Origin of the sequence: Alteromonas sp. S005 (genome assembly GCF_036864475.1) — a bacterium.
Lineage (GTDB): Bacteria > Pseudomonadota > Gammaproteobacteria > Enterobacterales > Alteromonadaceae > Alteromonas.
Map to the genome: position 1 here is coordinate 106,812 of NZ_JAZETN010000011.1, position 17,273 is coordinate 124,084.

12 protein-coding genes are annotated in these 17,273 nt (G+C 41.8%); all 12 read left to right on the top strand.

Annotated features, from left to right (window positions below; genetic code table 11):
- Nucleotides 1–94: 94 nt before the first annotated feature.
- Nucleotides 95–2,089, top strand: a complete 1,995-nt coding sequence (locus V7R55_RS13560; protein WP_334059920.1) for a glycosyltransferase family 2 protein — start codon at nt 95–97, stop codon at nt 2,087–2,089.
- 3 nt (nt 2,090–2,092) lie between these two features.
- Nucleotides 2,093–4,897: a glycosyltransferase gene (locus tag V7R55_RS13565; protein ID WP_334059921.1), complete on the top strand. Its 2,805-nt coding sequence runs from the start codon at nt 2,093–2,095 to the stop codon at nt 4,895–4,897.
- Nucleotides 4,898–5,009: 112 nt separating this feature from the next.
- A complete protein-coding gene (locus tag V7R55_RS13570; protein WP_334059922.1) occupies nt 5,010–5,729 on the top strand; it encodes a hypothetical protein in 720 nt (239 codons plus the stop codon).
- Nucleotides 5,730–5,750: 21 nt separating this feature from the next.
- On the top strand, nt 5,751–7,067 hold the full coding sequence (locus tag V7R55_RS13575) for an alginate O-acetyltransferase AlgX-related protein (RefSeq protein WP_334059923.1): 1,317 nt from the start codon (nt 5,751–5,753) through the stop codon (nt 7,065–7,067).
- A 233-nt stretch (nt 7,068–7,300) separates the two neighbouring features.
- Nucleotides 7,301–9,133 carry a glutamine--fructose-6-phosphate transaminase (isomerizing) gene (gene glmS / locus V7R55_RS13580; protein ID WP_334059924.1) on the top strand — a complete coding sequence of 611 codons (1,833 nt, stop codon included), beginning with the start codon at nt 7,301–7,303 and terminating at the stop codon, nt 9,131–9,133.
- 66 nt (nt 9,134–9,199) lie between these two features.
- A complete protein-coding gene (gene glmM / locus V7R55_RS13585) occupies nt 9,200–10,540 on the top strand; it encodes a phosphoglucosamine mutase (RefSeq protein WP_334059925.1) in 1,341 nt (446 codons plus the stop codon).
- Between the two features lie 12 nt (nt 10,541–10,552).
- On the top strand, nt 10,553–11,437 hold the full coding sequence (gene rfbA / locus V7R55_RS13590) for a glucose-1-phosphate thymidylyltransferase RfbA (RefSeq protein ID WP_334059926.1): 885 nt from the start codon (nt 10,553–10,555) through the stop codon (nt 11,435–11,437).
- Between the two features lie 74 nt (nt 11,438–11,511).
- On the top strand, nt 11,512–12,057 hold the full coding sequence (rfbC, locus tag V7R55_RS13595) for a dTDP-4-dehydrorhamnose 3,5-epimerase (RefSeq protein ID WP_334059927.1): 546 nt from the start codon (nt 11,512–11,514) through the stop codon (nt 12,055–12,057).
- Between the two features lie 24 nt (nt 12,058–12,081).
- On the top strand, nt 12,082–12,942 hold the full coding sequence (gene rfbD / locus V7R55_RS13600) for a dTDP-4-dehydrorhamnose reductase (RefSeq protein WP_334059928.1): 861 nt from the start codon (nt 12,082–12,084) through the stop codon (nt 12,940–12,942).
- A 37-nt stretch (nt 12,943–12,979) separates the two neighbouring features.
- Nucleotides 12,980–14,062 (top strand): dTDP-glucose 4,6-dehydratase, encoded by a 1,083-nt coding sequence (gene rfbB, locus V7R55_RS13605; protein WP_334059929.1) that lies wholly within the window; start codon nt 12,980–12,982, stop codon nt 14,060–14,062.
- A gap of 87 nt (nt 14,063–14,149) precedes the next feature.
- Nucleotides 14,150–15,826 (top strand): glycosyltransferase family 2 protein, encoded by a 1,677-nt coding sequence (locus V7R55_RS13610; protein ID WP_334059930.1) that lies wholly within the window; start codon nt 14,150–14,152, stop codon nt 15,824–15,826.
- Between the two features lie 163 nt (nt 15,827–15,989).
- Nucleotides 15,990–17,177 carry a nucleotide sugar dehydrogenase gene (locus V7R55_RS13615; protein WP_334059931.1) on the top strand — a complete coding sequence of 396 codons (1,188 nt, stop codon included), beginning with the start codon at nt 15,990–15,992 and terminating at the stop codon, nt 17,175–17,177.
- Nucleotides 17,178–17,273: the final 96 nt, after the last annotated feature.

Genomic DNA, 17,273 nt, shown 5'->3' on the forward strand with positions numbered 1-17,273 from the left:
ACTTCCGCAGCTTGCATTTAAGCTTTATTTCATAATGAAAAATTTTCTATCTAGAAAAAAAAGCGAACTTGCTTCTTTTATGAGATTGCTCCGCATGGAGCAGCTAATTAGGCGAAGTAACTTGTTTGATAGTGATTACTATCTGCGCCGCTACAATCTAAATCCCAACGCTAATACTGTACGTCATTATTTACAGGTAGGGGGGGATGCAGGATATTTTCCAAACGAGTGGTTTGACACAAAATGGTATAGAACAAACTTCGAAGATGTGGCGAATAGTGGGTTAAACCCCTTTGTACATTATATCCAGCATGGGCGTAATGAAGGGCGTGCAACCAACAGAATTCAATTTCATTCGCAAGAAATAAATGGGCTTGGCGCGGATAAAGAACATATACCGCAGCTGTTGTGGCGTGGATTGTCTGAATCATCTCTAATTCGACTCAAAGAAATCTACTCAACGCCTTCAGTGGAGGAGACCGTCAGGTTCTTTTCCATTTGGCATACTGCTAGATGGTTCTATTATTTAGGAGAGTTTAAAAAGGCTCTCAGTTTGTCGCGCCTTGTGGTCAAACAAATAGCGCCTGACGTTTATGGTAAAAGTGGCGCGCTTATGCATGCTTTATGTCTACAAAAGAATGGCAAGTATTTAGAGTCTGAAACCTTTATAAGAGCTCACTATAAAGATAGTAACTTAGACGAAGATATACTCTTGGCGTTATCCAATTGCGCTGGTTCTGCTGATGAAAAACTTTCTATTCTTAATAAAATTTACCAAAGGCATGGTTTAAGAGGCCTAACTTTAAAAAGTCACGACGAGGAACTCTCGTTCAAAAATTTGGCAACAGAGAGTGAAGAAGATGAATGTATAAGCACGGAACTTGTAAGCGTAATTGTTCCTTGCTTCAATGCGGGAAAAACAATCAAAACTGCTTTAGAGTCGCTCTTATCTCAGTCATGGAAAAACTTAGAAATAATCGTAGTTGACGATTGCAGTGAAGATAATACGGTATCAGTAATAGAATCGCTGTCTAGAGAATTTCCGCAGATAAAACTTATTAAACAATCTCAAAACGGCGGCGCTTATCGTGCTCGAAATGTAGGCCTTACCGCTGTAAAGGGGGCTTTTATTACCACGCATGACGCGGATGATTGGTCTCACTCTCAGAAAATACAGCTACAAATGGAGTACCTTTCTCAAAACGAATCTGTCATGGGAGTGTGCACTCAGTGGGTAAGAGCTACGCCTACACTTAATTTTGAGCATAACTGGCGGCTAAACCCCAGGTTGATTCATTGGTCTCACTCTTCTTTTTTGTTTAGACGCGCCGTTTTCGATGAATTGGGCTATTGGGATTCAGTTTTAGTGGGCGGTGATACAGAATATATTTGGCGGGTAGAATCACACTTCGGTTTTCATTCAGTAAAGAAAATTCACTCAGACATTCCCTTGGCATTTGCTTTGGACGATGAAAACTCGCTAACTAGGAATAAAGCAACTCATATAAAAACAATGTACCAAGGTATGCGCCATATCTATCGGCAGGCATGTCAGTGGTGGCACTCAAAAGAGCCGTCTAACTTGTTCGTAGATATTGATGGTGATCGTAAGTTTCCAGCTCCCACTACAATGATCTCTAAGAATCTTTATGAAGTGGCTGGCGATACAGTTTTTGTTGGTGATTTTAGTGAAGGCAGGCTAGAGATTGAACTATATGAAGCCATAGCTTCTACTATGAGCAGCGGTAAAAAAGTTTTCCTATATCACTTACCACGGCCGCGGGAAATTCAGAGACAATTATCTAGCGCTTTTTTTGAACTATTGTCTAGGGATAATGCAGAAGCATGTGTGTTCGGCATGACTATATCTGTTGATTATGTGTGCTTTTTAGACCCAGCTCTTTTGCTTGAAATACAAGAGGAGTTAGCGATACTTACCTCTAATAAAGTGGTCGTTTATGATAAAAGAGGGCAAGCGCAGAGTATTGAAATAGCGTTGAGCTTTGTTACTGCTCATGAATCGGTGGAAGTAAAAACTACAGATAGTTTGGACTCACTGCTAGCGTACCTAGAAGATAAGAAGTCGTAGCGAATGATGAATAAAGAGTACTTTGATCCCGAGTGGTATCTTAAACAGTACCCCGATGTTGCAGCTGCAGGGATTGACCCTAAACTACACTTCGACAAACACGGAAGGCAAGAAGGACGTTTGCCATGCAATATTCCTTCGCTATCCTTTGAGAAGGCTTTATGGCGAAATGCAAAAAACTGTGACGTAATACTCGATTCTTTGCACAGCGCTGCAGAATACTCAAGCATCAACGGAATATATGGCGCTAAAGTACTCGTCGATTACTACCTCTTCACAGAACAGTATCTTTTAGCAAAAGAAGAGTCGGATAAACTTGTTATCAACAGCAGCCTATCAGAAAAGCTTTTTAGTAGAGATGAATTGTCGCTGATAAGGTTTTCATCTTTGTTTGGGGCAGGTTTAGAAGCTGAAGCTAAGCAGGTTGTAAAAGACCCTCATTGGTCAAATTCTTCAAAGTGGCTCGCGGCCAGTATGCTGTCGGAGTCGCGGAAGATTGTTGAGCTTAATAGGCTTTATAAGAATACTGGGCTAAAGGAGCTAACTACGAATAAAGCAGAAGCAACGTTAGATGTTCTTTCAACAGCACTAACATCTGTCTCTGCTTTTACATGGCTTAAAGCACTTGTGAGCAAACCGAAAGTCTCAATTATAGTCCCGGTCTTTAATGCAGCGAAAGTCATTTCTACTAGTATCAACTCTCTACTCAATCAGTCATGGAAAAACATTGAGATAATGGTGGTTGATGATGCTTCCACTGATAACAGCTATACCGAGTTGAAGCGTTTGTATGGCGGGATTGAACGTGTACGGGTTATCAAAAACAACAAAAATAAAGGCGCATACGCTACAAGAAACTTAGGAATGTCTATGGCTAACGGTGACTTCCTTACCGTCATGGACGCTGATGACTGGGCTCACCCCCAGAAAATCGAAAAACAAGTAACCCCTTTACTCTTCAACCGTTCTTTGAAAGGAACTGTTTCGCACTGGGTTAGATGCACAGAGGGCCTTAAATTTTCAAGGTTAAGGGCTGGTAACTCTTGGGTGCATAGAAATGTGTCTTCTCTACTCGTTCGAAAAGATGTTGTTGCCACTCTGGGAGGCTGGGACGAGGTTAAAGTAAATGCTGATACTGAGTTTTATGAAAGATGTCTTGCCAAGTTCGGTGAAACCGCGATAAAAGAAGTAATGCCTGACGTTCCTCTCTCTTTTGGACGAACCCATGCGTTATCACTTACGCAGAATGCAGAAACTCACTTGGTCACCCAGTATGGTGGTGTTAGAAAACAGTATATGGATTTCGCTCGAGCATGGCACAAGAATAGCCCAGATTTGAAGCTTTTAAGAGACGGCCAGCGTCCTTTTCCTGTTCCTCCTAGTATGCTGCTGGCTTCTTCTAAACCTTCATTTGTAAAAGAAAATGCAGCGAGTTTTCACAAATGGAGAAAAGCACTTGACGAAAATTGGTACGCGCAAGTTTACGACGATGTGAGTTCTATGGGGCTTGATATCCATGATCATTTCTGGGGTAGAGGAGAAAAAGAAGGGCGTTACCCATCTCCATTATTTAACCCTCAGGCTTATGCTTACAAATTTGAATTACCAAATACGGCGTCACCAACCTGGCACGCACTACATAACAACAGTTGGGACTTTTCTTCGCCTGTATCAATCACAGGGTTTGCAAAGTGTGAAGGAATAATTCACGTCGCTCTTTTTGGGCATGCCGTATCTGAAACGGTCTTCGGTGCAGAAAGAAGCTTAGTTGATATTGCTGAAGCAATGCAGCAGGCGAATATTTCGATAACGCTATTTTTACCGTCCTGCGCTAACATTAACTACATCGAGGAGCTAAAACAATTCGTTAGCAAGATAGTATTCTTGCCTTTACCTTGGGCTAATGGAAGGGAAGAGCCGATTCAGCCTATAGCGCAATATTTGGAGTCATATTTCCTAGACTGTGGATATGACTGTGTTTATGTTAACACGCTTACACTAATAGAGCCTTTAAGTGCTGCCAAGAAGGCTGGTATCCCAACGGTTATGCATGTGCGAGAACTTGTTGAGTTTGATAATGATTTAGCGGATTTACTTCGAGAGTCACCGCAACATACTCATGCAAGAGTCATCGCGAGTAGCGACTATTTTATTGCTAACTCTGAAGAAACAGCCCGTTGGCTAAATGAACCAGAGCGAACTACTGTTATCTACAATTGTGTCGATACCGCCCCTTCACAAGACCTCATGCCTTCGGACTCATTAAAAATATGCATGCTAAGCAGTAATGTTAAGAAAAAAGGTGTTGAGGACTTTTTTGAAGTAGCAAGCTTATGTAAGGGGGCTAGTAATATTCAGTTTACGATTTACGGGCCCATTACTAATGAAGTTATCATGGCAGCGAAGCGATTTGGAGATGCAAATATTACTATTGCAGGCTATGTCGAAAAACCGAAAGAGGCCATGGCTGAACACCATATTGTGTTAGCGCTTTCTCACTTCAAGGAATCTTTTGGTAGAACTGTGGCAGAAGGTATGTCATTGGGACGAGTTGTAATTGGTTACGATTGGGGGGCCGTTAGTGAACTTGTCGACAAGCAATCTGGTGTTCTAGTCGACTATAAAAGCACTACGAGCATTGTAGATGCAATACTTGGCTTGAATCGTAACCCTGAATTAGTGGCGTCGATGGGTAGCTTTGCTGCTAAAAGAGCTAACGAACTTTTCTCTCGCGATACCTTTGGTAAAAAGCTCGCAAACCAGATAGTTATGATCTCTAAGAAACCTGCTAAACTAGAGGGCTTTTAATTATCGATTTTTATGCTTACAACAACATGTTAAATACCCTATTTTGTCATTTGGCCACTTACTCACAGTTTAACGTGGCGTGGTGGACTCAGCTGTAGAAGATTAGTTACCTATGTCTTATAAAACCCATCCGTTTTGGCGTGTGGAGAAACTATTATCGCCGGACAAGAATTCTGAAAGCCGGCCTCACCCTAATATTACTGTTCTGTCTCACCACATTCCAAAAACTGCTGGAAGTTCTCTCAGGGTTGCATTTGAACAGGCTCTTGGTACTAGGAATGTTTACGGTATTTACGCAAATACCGGGGCAAGTGCTATGTCGAAAGGTGACGAGATATGGTTACCTGCAAAAGCTAAGGTGCTTCACGGGCACTTTAAGCCGCATATTAATCATACGCAAACTTTTCCAAACGCTATTAGAGCCGTATGGGTTCGCGACCCGCTAGAGCGTTTATGGTCGCTAGTAGGCCACCTATTGGCACTTAAGGAGAGGCATCCTCACTATATCTTGTTAAAATCAAAGCTGCCAGAAGCTAGCTTAAAGTCACAAGAGACCATAGTTAAGGAGTTGGTTCTTAATAACACTATTGAAGCGTTTACAAATACCTATAGTCGGTTTTTCAATTCTGTGCCTATTGACGAATTTGGCTTTGTAGGCTCAAAACATAAATATGAAGAAGGTTTAGAGCAATTGTCATGTTTGACCAAGTTAAAGTTAAAAACATTGCAGGTAAACAGGCGAACTAGCCAAACATATCAGCTACCAAGTAGTATTACCCGGCTTGAATCTTATCTTCATCATGAATATGAAATCGTAGGCGACTTTTTATAAAGCCGTAAGAAAGGAACTTTAGTGGCAGTGTATTCAATAATTACCCAGCGAGTGGATAGCGCATCATCCCATACACTTCGATGGCATCTCGATTTTCCATCTAATAGCCAAAGTATTGATGGGAGCGAATTAGCCCATGACGGGCTGTTGTTCCAAGGCTGGTTATTGAACGAAGGAAAGTCAGCAGCATCGCTAGTTATTCTGAATGGTGACGAAGTACACTCAATACCAATTAATCGCACCCGTCCAGACGTAGTTTCAAGAGTGCTAAAGCAAGAACCCGAAAACCACGATTTACTTCATTGTGGTTTTTCTGAGCGAATTTATCTCAAACATTCAACGTTTACGTTAGGTCTAATTCAAGATGGCAAATTCACAGAGCTAATGAATGGTAGTGTCGAAGGTAAATTTCAGATCTTAGAAGGGAAAGATGGCTGGCTTTTTCTTGATAACGATACCAACAAGAGTATTGAGCAATATACTGGGAAACTTAAATTATCCCGCACAGCTCAAGCTGAGTGGAAAGAATACCTAGTATCGCTAAATGACTTTTCCCGCTCATGTGGGACACCCGTCTGCTTACTTGTCGCGCCCTCTAAGGAAATGGTATACGAAGAGTATTATCCTTATCGTTTTTCCAAGAAAGCGCCTATTCAAAAGCTTAAAGAGTTGATACCCGAGTCGCTCAATTTTATTTTACCGATAGAAGAGCTTCGAAATTTAGAGCAGCGCTCATTTAGGGTGTGTGATACGCACTGGACTCTTCATGGTGCAAGGCTCGCTGCTCAATTGGTTGCAAGTAAACTGTCCTCTCGAAGCATTTCTGACCTCAATGTCTTTTCTAACGATACCTATCAGATCAGAAAAAGCTGGGGGGATCTGGGCTCAAAAGTGTATCCGCCCCAACAGCACGAGGAAGACAGTATTACGAATTTTAATTACAGACGCTGTGTCGTTTTTGACAATAACGTTGACAACTTTGGTCGCATCATTGTTATGTTCCATCAGCACGCTGTGTCTGATAAGACTTTGTTATTATTCGGTTCATCTTCCTCTTATACTATGTTTCACTACCTATGCCGCTTGTATACTTCCGTCGTTTTCATACATACGGCAGGCAATGTTGATCATAAAATTATTGACGTTGTGAAACCTGATTGCATTTGTGTTCAGACAAATGCGCGGTTTGTCGTAAAAGCGCCTAAATTTAATGACTCGGTGGTTAATTACATAGCGCAGAAAAAAGAAAGTGGGAGATTAGCAACGGCATTTACGGCTGAAGTGTTACCAGACGCGAGTGCTCGATACATAGAGTATTTCAGGCAACTTTTAGATTAAAAGAGTGTTCTTCGATACCCACTCCTATAACAAGTTTAGATAGTTTTTCGCATGCAACTTTTCTCGTGGCAGTGAAGGTTATAGATGAATTTCTTACCGTATAGGTTGGAGACCTTAAATTAAAGTTGAAACAGCAACGTTTTCTAGAAACACTCTTAAATAATCGTTACTATTTTAAAAGTACAGCACACCATCGGTGTGATTAATCAAACAATAGCGTAGAAAGAAAATTTATGTGTGGAATAGTAGGTGCAGTAGCCGAAAGGAATGTGGTTGAAATACTACTAGAAGGGTTAAAAAGGTTAGAGTACAGAGGGTATGACTCTGCTGGCGTAGCCTTGTTGGACAAGGATGGCAATTTAAAGCGAATTCGCAAAGTTGGTAAGGTCAAAAATTTAGCTGAAGCTTTAGAAAATGAAACAGCTTTAGGTACAACTGGTATCGCCCACACTCGATGGGCTACTCATGGTGGCGTTACTGAATATAACGCACATCCGCACTTCTCATCCAGCCGGGTGGCAGTGGTGCATAACGGCATTATTGAGAATTACGTAGCTTTACGTAAGAGTTTAGGTGAAAAAGGTTATACCTTTTCAAGCGATACCGATACCGAAACCATTGCGCATATAGTTCACGAAATGCTTAACGACGGTAAGTCTTTATTAGAAGCTGTTCAGAGTGCAGTAACACACTTTACTGGGGCATACGGTACAGTAGTTATCGACAAAGAAGACCCTAACACAATGGTAGTGGCGCGTTCAGGTAGCCCATTGGTCATCGGGCTTGGCTTGGGTGAAAACTTCATAGCTTCAGATCAATTAGCATTACTACCTGTAACACGCCGCTTTATCTTTTTAGAGGAAGGTGACGTAGCGGAAGTTACCCGTCGAGAAGTAACAATTTTTGATAAATCTGGTGTTCGGGTAGAACGTGAAATTATCGAATCGACTGTTGAGCATGATGCGGGTGACAAAGGTGGTTACCGTCACTACATGCTAAAAGAAATTTATGAGCAGCCAGCGGTTATTAGAAATGCGCTTCAAGATAGAATAGATAATATTCACAACATTGATGCGCTATTTGGCGATGGTGCAGACGATATCTTAAAACAAGTGAAGCATGTACAAATTATTGCATGTGGCACGAGTTATCATGCTGGAATGACAGCGCGATATTGGTTGGAGGAGCATGCAAATGTTTCTTGTTCAGTAGAGATAGCTTCAGAATTTAGGTATCGCAAATCAGCCGTTCATCAAAACAGTTTGCTTGTTACGATTTCTCAAAGCGGAGAGACGGCAGATACATTAGCCGCGTTGCGTTTGGCTAAAGAATTGGGTTACATGTCTGCACTTACAATTTGTAATGTGCCAGGTTCGTCGCTAGTGCGCGAGTCAGACCTTGCGTTTATGACTCTTGCCGGTGCTGAGATTGGCGTTGCATCAACTAAAGCGTTTACAACCCAACTTACCGCCTTTCTAATGCTTACACTAGCGTTAGGTAAATTTAATGGTCTCTCTAACGAAACATCAGCGGAAATCGTATCTGCAATTAAGACATTGCCAAGTAAGATTGAAGAGGCGCTGAGTACTTCAGAAGTAATTGAAGCACTGGCTGAAGAGTTTGCCGATAAGCACCATAGCTTGTTCCTCGGGCGCGGCGCTCAATATCCAATTGCTATGGAAGGCGCGCTCAAACTGAAAGAAATCTCTTATATACACGCCGAAGCATACGCATCAGGTGAACTTAAACATGGTCCTCTAGCCCTAATAGATGACGAAATGCCTGTAATTGTCGTTGCGCCCAATGATGAATTGCTTGAAAAGCTAAAATCTAATGTGGAAGAAGTACGTGCCAGAGGCGGTATTATGTATGTGTTTGCAGATGCTGATGCGCACTTTGATAGCGATGAAACAATGCGCGTCATTAATATTCCTCATTGTGAAGATATTATTGCGCCCATTGTTTATACCGTTCCTCTGCAACTTCTTTCTTACTACGTAGCATTGATCAAAGGCACTGATGTCGATCAGCCCCGAAACCTTGCAAAGTCGGTTACTGTAGAATAACGCTAACATCTTGATATTAGGCCATGACTTTTTGAGTTGTGGCCTTTCGTTTTTTAGGAAGTAAAAATGTCTCAAAAATATTTTGGCACCGATGGAATTCGCGGGAAAGTTGGCGAATTCCCAATGACACCTGATTTTGTAATGAAGCTAGGCTGGGCTGCGGGCGTAGTTTTGGCGGCAGACGGTACAAAAGAAGTGCTCGTTGGAAAAGATACTCGCGCTAGCGGGTACATGCTTGAATCTGCATTAGAGGCTGGTTTGTCTGCAGCGGGCGTTAATATAGCACTAGCCGGGCCCATACCCACACCAGCGGTAGCTTATTTAGCCTCTACCTTTAGAGCTGATGCTGGTGTGGTTATCAGCGCATCCCATAACCCCTATTACGATAACGGTATTAAATTTTTTGGCCGAAGTGGCGCGAAGTTAGGTAGTGAACAACAACAGGCAATTGAAGAAAAATTACAGTATGCGCTGGAAAATGGTATCGAATGCGTAGATTCGGAGCGTTTGGGTAAAGCGCGAAGAATTGAAGATGCCGCGGGTCGCTATATCGAATTCTGCAAAGGGACCTTTCCAAGCGATCTCAGTCTAGAAGGACTGACAGTCGTTGTTGATAGTGCGAATGGTGCTGCGTATAAAGTCGCCCCCAGTGTGTTTGAAGAGTTGGGAGCAAAAGTCATTAATATCGCAAACACGCCGAACGGGGTAAACATCAACGATGAGTGTGGTGCTACGTCACTGAATGCACTAAGCAAAGCGGTAACAACGAATAAAGCTGATTTAGGAATAGCCGTTGACGGAGATGCAGACAGAATCATGTTTGTTGATTCAGATGGTGATGTCGTTGATGGTGACGAGATTCTGTTTTTGATGGCCCGTGAGGCCAAGCAAGCTGGCTACAAAGGCGGTGTGGTTGGCACTTTAATGAGTAACCTTGGCCTTGAGCTTGCGCTTAAAGCGCTTGATATCCCTTTTGAGCGAACCAAAGTCGGCGATAGATATGTGGTCGAAAAATTAAAAGAGACTGGCTGGCGTATAGGTGGTGAAACGTCTGGTCATATACTCAATTTAGACTATGCATTCACTGGTGATGCTATTGTTGCTGCTCTTCAAATATTGGCAGTGGTTGTAAAAAGTGAATATTCTCTAAAAGACTTAAAAGAAGGGATGACTAAGCTGCCTCAGTGTATGGTGAATGTTCGTCATAACGATCTGGATTCAGTACTTGATTTAGATGTTGTAAAGGAAGAGGTAGCGCGAGTCGAAGGGGCGTTAGGTTCAAGTGGTCGACTTGTTCTTCGAAAATCTGGAACAGAGCCGTTGATTCGTGTAATGATAGAGGCAACAGATAAGGATGTATCTACTGAACTAGCAAATAGTTTGGCAGAGATAATACGAACAAATTAACAAGGAAAAACTATGAACCGGAAGGGTATAATTTTGGCGGGTGGATCTGGCACGCGTTTACATCCGCTTACAAAGGTAGTAAGTAAACAGCTTATGCCGGTTTACGATAAACCAATGATATTTTATCCCCTAGCTACTCTTATGATGTCGGGGATTAGGGATATTTTAATTATCACTACACCCGAAGAGCAGCGCCGCTTCATCGAGCTTATAGACGACGGTAGTGACTTGGGTATTAATGTTCAATATGCAGCTCAACCTTCGCCCGATGGCCTAGCTCAAGCATTTCTTATTGGCGAAAGCTTTATCGGTAGTTCGCCATGCACACTTATTTTGGGTGACAACATCTACTATGGCCACGACTTAAAACTATCGTTGCAGAATGCGTTCAAGCAAGAGCAAGGTGCTACTGTATTTGGTTATCACGTTAACGATCCTGAGCGCTATGGTGTGGTAGATTTTGATGATGACTGGAATGCTCTCTCTATTGAAGAAAAACCAGCCGTTCCTAAATCAAACTATGCGGTAACTGGCCTTTACTACTACGACAACCGCGTAGTGGATTTTGCTAAAGAGGTTAAGCCTTCACATCGAGGCGAACTAGAAATTACAGACTTGAATAATCTCTACCTCCAAGATGGCAGTCTGAAAGTAGAACTAATGGGCCGAGGTTCAGCGTGGTTGGATACAGGTACGCTTGACTCGCTACTAGACGCCGCAAATTTCGTTGCTGCAATAGAAAAGCGTCAGGGCTTAAAAGTATGTTGCCCAGAAGAGGTGGCTTATAGAATGGGCTATATCAACGCTGAGCAGCTTGAAAAGTTAGCTGCACCGCTTAAGAAAAGCGGTTATGGTGATTACCTCTTAAAAGTGCTTAAAGATAGAGTAAAAGTTTAACCGATTTCAAATTTAATAAGGTGGCATTGCCACCTTTCTTCTTATTTCTTATTGGCAGTTTATACGGAAAGTAAATGCAAGTAATTCAAACAAGCATCCCTGACGTTAAAATAATAGAACCAAAAGTATTTGGCGACGAGCGAGGTTTTTTTCTAGAAACCTTTCGTACCGACTGGTTTAAAAAAGAATGTGCAGATGTACATTTTGTTCAGGATAACCACTCTAAATCTAGCCAAGGTATTCTTCGTGGCCTCCATTATCAAATGGAGCAAACCCAAGGCAAATTAGTACGTGTAGTTAGTGGCGAAGTGTACGACGTAGCGGTAGATATGCGTAAAAACTCACCTACATATGGTAAGTGGGTTGGGGTGACGTTATCAGATGAGAATAAACGCCAGTTGTGGGTACCTGCGGGCTTTGCTCACGGCTTCTATGTAACTAGTGAATCTGCTGAGTTTGTGTATAAGTGTACGGACTATTACCACCCAGAATCTGAAATATCAGTTAAGTACGACGACCCTACATTAAATATCGACTGGCCTTTAGTAAACGGCGATAAGCCTTCTTTATCAGGTAAAGATGAAGCGGGTTTGTCATTTGTAGACGCACCTACGTTTTAACTATTGAGGCTAAGAGGGACAATAATGAAAATTGTAGTTATTGGAAATGCTGGGCAGTTGTCTTACGAGTTGGTGCGTATTTTGGGCGAAGATACTATTTGTCTTGGACCGGAAGACACCGATATCACTAAATTTGATGTGTTAGAAGAAACCCTGTCTCAATTAGCACCTGATGTCATCATCAATGCAGCCGCCTACACTGCCGTAGATAAAGCAGAAGAAGACAAGGCCTTGTGCCATGCTATTAATGCTACAGCAGTAGAAAACTTAGCTAAGTACTGCAAACAAGCTGGTGCATTTTTAGTACATGTGTCTACCGACTACGTATTTAATGGGCACAAAGGCTCCCCGTATCTGCCAACCGACCCTATAGAACCGCAGGGTGCTTATGGCAAAACAAAAGCAGAAGGCGAAAAAGCGTTACTTGATATATTGCCTGAAGCAAGTTGCTTAATTCGTACTGCTTGGGTTTACTCTTCGCATGGTAATAACTTTGTGAAAACCATGCTGCGTTTGATGGCAGATAAGCCTCAGTTGGGCGTAATAGATGACCAAATTGGTACGCCTACATGGGCTAAAGGTTTGGCGGAAGCTTGTGTTTCTGCCGCTTTTAATAAAACCAGTGGCGTGTATCACTGGACTGATGAAGGCGTCGCTAGTTGGTACGACTTTGCGTTAGCTATTCAAGAGCTAGGCGTTGAAAAAGGGTTGCTAGATAAATCAATTCCAGTATTGCCTATTCCGTCCAGCCAATACCCAACGCCGGCAAAGCGCCCACATTACAGTGTATTAGACAAGCAAACTGCGCGTGAAGCATTTGCTGCTTGCAAACCTACTCACTGGCGTAAGCAATTAGCCAGCATGTTAGATGAATTAAAAGCGTAAGTGACAAGAACAAGATTATACTTTTGGTAAAAAGAAAATGAGTAAAACGATTTTAGTAACAGGTGGCGCGGGTTTTATTGGCTCAGCAGTTGTTCGCCATCTTATAAACGACACTGACCATACTGTGGTTAATTTAGATAAGCTAACTTACGCGGGTAATTTAGAATCTTTGGTGTCAGTTTCAGACAGCGACCGCTACAGCTTTGAACACGTCGATATTTGTGATGCTGAAGAAGTGAAGCGTGTGTTCAATATGCATCAGCCAGATATCATTATGCATTTAGCAGCAGAATCTCATGTAGATCGCTCTATTGACGGGCCTGGCGAGTTTATTCAAACTAACGTTGTGGGCACATGCACTTTGCTTGAACAATCAAGAGCATATTGGTCAGCACTTGAAGGCGATAAAAAAGCAGGGTTTAAATTCCATCATATTTCAACTGATGAGGTATACGGCGACCTTCCTCACCCAGATGAAGTTGAGCCAGGCACAGAGCTTCCACTCTTTACCGAAACTACGCCGTATGCACCTAGCTCGCCATACTCAGCAAGTAAAGCAAGCTCAGATCAGCTAGTGCGTTCGTGGCTTCGCACCTATAAGTTGCCAACCCTTGTAACTAACTGCTCAAATAATTACGGCCCGTATCACTTCCCGGAAAAGCTTATTCCGTTGGTTATTCTAAATGCCCTAGCTGGAAAGCCGCTGCCTGTATATGGCAAGGGGAATCAAATTCGTGACTGGTTGTATGTTGAAGACCATGCACGGGCATTAGTTGTGGTTGCACTTAATGGCGAAATCGGTGAAACCTACAACATTGGTGGCCACAACGAAAAGCAGAACATTGAGGTGGTACAAACTATTTGCGCTATTTTGGATGAAGTTAAGCCAAAAGATAGTAAATACGCTGAACAAATTACTTACGTTCAAGACCGCCCTGGGCACGATATGCGCTACGCTATTGATGCAAGCAAAATTGAACGTGAACTTGGCTGGAAGCCACGAGAAACGTTCGAAAGCGGTATTCGCAAAACTGTTGAGTGGTATTTAGCAAATGAGGGCTGGTGGAAAGCGGTTCTTGATGGAAGTTATCAAGGAGAACGCTTAGGTACCGGTAGCTAATACCCATACAAGTTTACAAGTGTTAAACTAGAAAGCCGCTTTAAAATAAAGCGGCTTTCTTTATTTTTAAGGCCCTAAATAGTCTACATGAAAAAAATTGCTATGCGGTCAGTGCGTGCTGCCCTTCAACTTATTCCTAAAAAATTAAAAAACAAGCTTAAACAAAATGAGCGTTTAACTAGTTTGTATGTAAGATCGGTGAGAAAGTCTGGACTATTCTTCGATGCTCCAACGCCTAAACAAACGCAGGCGTTATACAATAATTGGCTTGAAGTAAATAAGTCTGCTTTTTCAAAATCAGTAGGCAAGATTGATGGATGGCAAGCAGTAATATTTGGCACCGACAGCCAAGGCCAAACTGAAGAAAAACTTAAGGCGCTTGGTGTTAAAACTTGCTTTGTAACGGGTGACAAAAATAAAAGCACATTAGAAGAGCACATTTCACGACTAAATGATCAACTCCCTACGTTATTGATAATCGGTGGTGACTCATTAGAGAAATCTGCCATTAGCCATCTATGTGAAGCTTTGAAAGAAAGCGACTTAGTTTATTGTGATACTGATGAGCTTGATAATAATGGTGCTAAATCAGCACCAAGATTTTTACCCGATTGGAATCCTGAGCTTCAATACTCTACCGCTTATATCAATACTGGGGTAATGATTAAAACAGCGCTGCTAAAGTCGCTACACATTACTAACCAAACAACAATTGCAGAGATAGTTACAGAGCTTTCCCACACTATCAAAAGTTTGTCTATTAATCATCTACCGTTGCCCTTGGTGCACCAACCAGCAGTTGAAAAAGATATATCAAACACGCTAGAGCGCGTTAAACAAGTAATAGAAAAACACACACAAGCGAAGGTTGAGACAGACGAGCAATTTAGCGTAAACCGGCTATGCTGGCCCAATAGTAATCCCTTAGTAAGCTTGATCATTCCCACAAAAAACGGGAAAGCCTTAGTAAAGGCATGTATTGAATCAATTCTAGAGAAAACAACCTACCAAAATTACGAAATATTGCTGATTGATAACGGATCTGATGAACAGGAAAGTATTGAATATTTTAGTTACCTAGACACATTGGAAAAAGTAAGAGTTATTCGTTACCCGGCGCCATTTAATTATTCGGCAATTAATAATTTCGGTGTTGAACATGCAAAAGGCTCCATTCTTGGGTTAGTTAATAACGATATTGAGGTTATATCGCCTGATTGGCTTAATTACATGGTTGGCCATGTAGAGCGCAAAGACGTTGGCTGTGTTGGTGCAAAGCTGCTTTATTCTGATACACGGATACAACACGCCGGTGTTGTTTTAGGTTACGGCGGTGGCGCTGGTCATGCTCACAAGAACTTTCCTCGCTTTCATACTGGTTACCTAAAAAGAATCGCTGCTACAAACAACTACAGTGCGGTAACGGCAGCGTGCTTGTTAGTTAAACGCACGCATTTTGATGCCGTAAATGGTTTGAATGAAGAAGACCTTTCTGTTGCCTTTAACGATGTAGATTTTTGCTTAAAGGTTAAAGGCTTGGGCGTTAATAATGTTTACTGCGCCGAAGCAGAGCTTTTCCATCATGAGTCTGTTAGCAGAGGCTTGGATATTTCACCTGAAAAAGCGGCCCGTTTTAAACGCGAATTAGCTTACCTTCAAACAACGTGGAGTGATTTCATAGAAAATGACCCCGCATATAATTCAAATCTTACGCTAAAGCGTGAGAACTTTTCTATAAAAAGCACGCTAGAATTGAAATACTAACGCATAAGGCATAATTGATGCATAGTGCATCAAACAGAGCTTTGATACACTATTTAAAAAATTAGGCGAGTTAGCCGTAGTATTCATCATTGTTTAAAATTACTATGCAATGATAGTAATAAAGCTTTCGTAAATTATTTGTACAAAACTGGAGAGGATTTAAATGGATAGTACTATGCAGAAGCTTAAAATAGCTGTAGCAGGCACAGGCTATGTAGGGCTTTCAAATGCAGTGCTACTTGCACAACACAATGAAGTGAAAGCGGTCGACTTAGTACCTGAAAAAGTCGAAATGCTGAACAATAAAAAGTCTCCAATTGAAGACAAAGAAATTTCTGAATATATAGCAACGAAAAAGCTTAATCTTGAAGCTACTTTAGATGCACAGCTTGCATACAAAGATGCTGACTATGTTGTAATCGCAACACCAACAGATTACGACCCGCAAACAAACTACTTCAATACAGGTAGTGTAGAAGCGGTTATCAAGACAGTAATGGAAATTAATCCTGATGCAGTAATGATTGTTAAGTCTACTGTACCTGTTGGTTTTACAAGGGACGCAAAAGAGCGTTTCGGGTCAGACAATATTATCTTTTCGCCCGAATTTTTGCGTGAAGGTAAAGCGCTTTACGACAACCTTTACCCTAGCCGCATTATTGTAGGTGAGCGAACTGAGAGAGCTGAAATTTTTGCGAAGTTACTTCAGCAAGGTGCAATTAAAGAAGATATTGATGTGTTGTTTACCGACAGCACTGAAGCGGAAGCTATTAAGCTTTTCGCTAATACCTATTTGGCAATGCGTGTTGCCTATTTCAATGAGTTAGACAGCTATGCTGAAAGCCATGGTTTAGATTCAAAGCAAATCATTGAAGGTGTAAGCTTAGATCCTCGTATTGGTAATCATTACAACAATCCAAGTTTTGGTTATGGCGGTTACTGCTTACCTAAAGATACTAAGCAGCTTCTAGCTAACTATAGCGATGTACCTAACAATATGATTCAGGCGATTGTAGATGCTAACCGCACGCGTAAAGACTTTATTGCTGATTCAATTGTTAGCCGCCAGCCGAAAATTGTAGGTATCTATCGTCTTATCATGAAGTCGGGTTCAGACAACTTCCGCGCAAGTGCTATTCAGGGCATTATGAAGCGTATTAAGGCGAAAGGTATTGAAGTGGTGGTTTATGAGCCAGTGCTTAAGGAAGAAGATTTCTTTAACTCACGCGTAGTAAACGACCTAGAAGAGTTTAAGAAAATCTCTGACGTTATCGTAGCAAACCGTGTGACGGGCGATATAGAAGACGTACTAGATAAAGTATACAGCCGCGACCTGTTCAACGCCGACTAAAATCAAATTTTGGGTCAGAGTAAAATAGCCTGGCTCTTTAAATAACAAAGGGCCAGTCTTAAAGACTTGGCCCTTTTTCCGTTTCATATGTATAGA

Bases quoted from the DNA above. Each gene is read 5' to 3' on its own strand.
- V7R55_RS13560 (WP_334059920.1), top strand. From the start codon at position 95: ATGGAGCAGCTAATTAGGCGAAGTAACTTGTTTGATAGTGATTACTAT.
- V7R55_RS13565 (WP_334059921.1), top strand. From the start codon at position 2,093: ATGATGAATAAAGAGTACTTTGATCCCGAGTGGTATCTTAAACAGTAC.
- V7R55_RS13570 (WP_334059922.1), top strand. From the start codon at position 5,010: ATGTCTTATAAAACCCATCCGTTTTGGCGTGTGGAGAAACTATTATCG.
- glmS (WP_334059924.1), top strand. From the start codon at position 7,301: ATGTGTGGAATAGTAGGTGCAGTAGCCGAAAGGAATGTGGTTGAAATA.
- glmM (WP_334059925.1), top strand. From the start codon at position 9,200: ATGTCTCAAAAATATTTTGGCACCGATGGAATTCGCGGGAAAGTTGGC.
- rfbA (WP_334059926.1), top strand. From the start codon at position 10,553: ATGAACCGGAAGGGTATAATTTTGGCGGGTGGATCTGGCACGCGTTTA.
- rfbC (WP_334059927.1), top strand. From the start codon at position 11,512: ATGCAAGTAATTCAAACAAGCATCCCTGACGTTAAAATAATAGAACCA.
- rfbD (WP_334059928.1), top strand. From the start codon at position 12,082: ATGAAAATTGTAGTTATTGGAAATGCTGGGCAGTTGTCTTACGAGTTG.
- rfbB (WP_334059929.1), top strand. From the start codon at position 12,980: ATGAGTAAAACGATTTTAGTAACAGGTGGCGCGGGTTTTATTGGCTCA.
- V7R55_RS13610 (WP_334059930.1), top strand. From the start codon at position 14,150: ATGAAAAAAATTGCTATGCGGTCAGTGCGTGCTGCCCTTCAACTTATT.
- V7R55_RS13615 (WP_334059931.1), top strand. From the start codon at position 15,990: ATGGATAGTACTATGCAGAAGCTTAAAATAGCTGTAGCAGGCACAGGC.